This window comes from Flavobacterium cyanobacteriorum, from assembly GCF_002251835.1.
Classification (GTDB): Bacteria; Bacteroidota; Bacteroidia; order Flavobacteriales; family Flavobacteriaceae; genus Flavobacterium; species Flavobacterium cyanobacteriorum.
In genome coordinates this window covers 1-2,258 of the sequence record NZ_NOXV01000060.1, presented here as the reverse complement: position 1 = coordinate 2,258, position 2,258 = coordinate 1, and the positions used below count along the sequence as shown (strand labels likewise).

The 2,258-nt window shown below is 30.8% G+C and carries 2 protein-coding genes; both read left to right on the top strand.

All coding sequences use genetic code 11. The annotated features are described in order from the left end of the window. Window positions 1–287 precede the first annotated feature (287 nt). The gene (locus CHU92_RS00555; RefSeq protein WP_094411542.1) at window positions 288–914 is read left to right on the top strand and encodes a hypothetical protein; all 627 of its coding nucleotides are present in this window, start codon (window positions 288–290) and stop codon (window positions 912–914) included. 56 nt (window positions 915–970) lie between these two features. After that, window positions 971–1,789, top strand: a complete 819-nt coding sequence (locus CHU92_RS00550) for a hypothetical protein (protein WP_094411540.1) — start codon at window positions 971–973, stop codon at window positions 1,787–1,789. Window positions 1,790–2,258: the final 469 nt, after the last annotated feature.

Genomic DNA, 2,258 nt, shown 5'->3' with positions numbered 1-2,258 from the left:
GTGGAAGTGACACCCGGGTCCAGCCGCTTTTGTAAAATTTACCTCAAAGAAAATGACAGGAAGCGATATAAAATTGTTTAAGTAAATTTTTAGATTATAAAGGATAAAATTCAAGAAGCTGCGCTATAGCATGGCCTTTTTAATTACTAATTTTACCTTACTAAAAAAATGTTATTTTTTTCTTAATAAAAAAGGATAGTACTATTTTTCGCATTTATATTTGCTGTGTTTTAGTTCTAAGACATAATCTGTTTATCTAATGTTTAACTTTCAAAATTCAAATTTGTATGAAAAAAATGAAATTTTATGCACTTGGTATTGTAAGTGCAGCATTATTAACTGCGGGATTGTATGCATGCAGCAGTGAAACCACCGACAGCCCTCAAGAAGAATCAAGTGTTAACTTTCAGACTAAATCGAGGGTAGGTTTTACGAAAGAGCAAATTGGCGAAATTCGTAACGGCGTCGCTGTGCCTTTGTATGACGAAGCAAGAGTGAAAGCTGATTTGATTACTAGCGGAGTTTTTGCTCAAGTTGAAAGTATAGAACTGGCTTATGGCATAAACCCCACTACTAATAGTGGTGAGGCAATTGTAACCATAATTGGTAAGGAAAAAGCAACTTCCCCGGCATTAGCAATTGTGGCAGATTTAGTTATCGACGGTAATCGGTTATTCATTCTGAATCCTGAAACCAACCAACAAGCATTTGCTAAGCATGTATGTGCTGGCCAAAATTGTGGCTGGTGTGAATTTGATAGAACCTGGTTTCTTGGAAGGATAAGAGGTTGTAAACCATGCTCAAGAGTAGTTGATGAAAGTAAACCTTCGGGCTGTATTCATAGTCAATCTTCAGGTGGCGGTATGACAATAATTAAAGAGGCTTCAAATATACTAATAAAAAATGCTATATAGCAGTAATTAGTTTAAAGACCTGAAATAGTCTTATTTCAGGTCTAAATATTTTTAATATGAAAATCATAGATAAAAAATACTTTTTAGCAGCCTGTGTATTATTAATAGCTATTTTTTCTTTTAAGATTAATGCGCAGCCTATAAAGCCAAGACAGCTATTAAAAAAAGTTGAAGCTTCAATAAGCCTTTTAAACAATGTAACTTATAAAATTAATAAATCTGAAAAATTTTTTACGCAACGTGATACAGTGTATGACGTAGCAATATGTTCTTTATATATGGCTCCGAAAGATGAGATGAAGTTTTATCATATTGTAGACATAAAATCATCATATAAAAATACTTACACGCATTATCAATATGATGGAAAATATGCTTCAGGTTTTTGGTACAAGGCAGATTCTTTAAATATACCAAAGAAAATATTTTTTCATAGTGTAGTGGAAGATGGGTATGATAGGCTTTATAGTATGGGTAGCAGCGTTATCTTAAGAAATATTTTTCAAAAAAATAATATTTTTAAGCAAGCCAGATCCTTCTTAGCAAGATTTGCTATAGCTAAGTTTGAAGTAAAGGAGCAAATTTTTATGGAAAATCCAGTTTATGTCTTGAGTATTTATGGTAAAAGCAGAGAGGGACGTGTAGATTATGTAAATAATGAAGTCTATACTATTTATATAAGGAAATCAGATTTTTTACCTATCGGATATAAAAATTATGGTGAACTTGAAGGGATGAAGAAATATGAATATTATGAAATTGAATACTTAGCTATTAATTCAAAACTATCCGTTGAAGATTTCAAAGTAAATACTAATTTAAAAGAAGTAAAGCCTTTGATATATTATGAAAGATTCCAACAATATATTAATTAACGNGTGAACTTGAAGGGATGAAGAAATATGAATATTATGAAATTGAATACTTAGCTATTAATTCAAAACTATCCGTTGAAGATTTCAAAGTAAATACTAATTTAAAAGAAGTAAAGCCTTTGATATATTATGAAAGATTCCAACAATATATTAATTAACGGAGTTCGATATAATAAAGTTGTCTGTTTTGAATGAAAGAAGCGGAAAATTTAGTAAATTAAAGTCCTGATTTTCAATTTTTAACTAACTTTCCGCTATGATTTCAAGAGGTAAAATTACAGAGATTTTCTTTATTATTGATGAGTTTTACAAAGTTTTTAATGCTACTGTAGAAAAATCCGGTCTCGCCTCAGGCCCGGAAACAAACACAAAGAAGCGTAAAACTAAAACTTAACCAAAGCGAAGTAATGACCATTATGGTCATGTAGCATTATAAACAGTATAGAAATCTTAAGAACTTTTATCTGTA

Excerpts from the sequence above, each read along its gene's own strand:
- CHU92_RS00555 (WP_094411542.1), top strand. The coding sequence starts at position 288 with ATGAAAAAAATGAAATTTTATGCACTTGGTATTGTAAGTGCAGCATTA.
- CHU92_RS00550 (WP_094411540.1), top strand. The coding sequence starts at position 971 with ATGAAAATCATAGATAAAAAATACTTTTTAGCAGCCTGTGTATTATTA.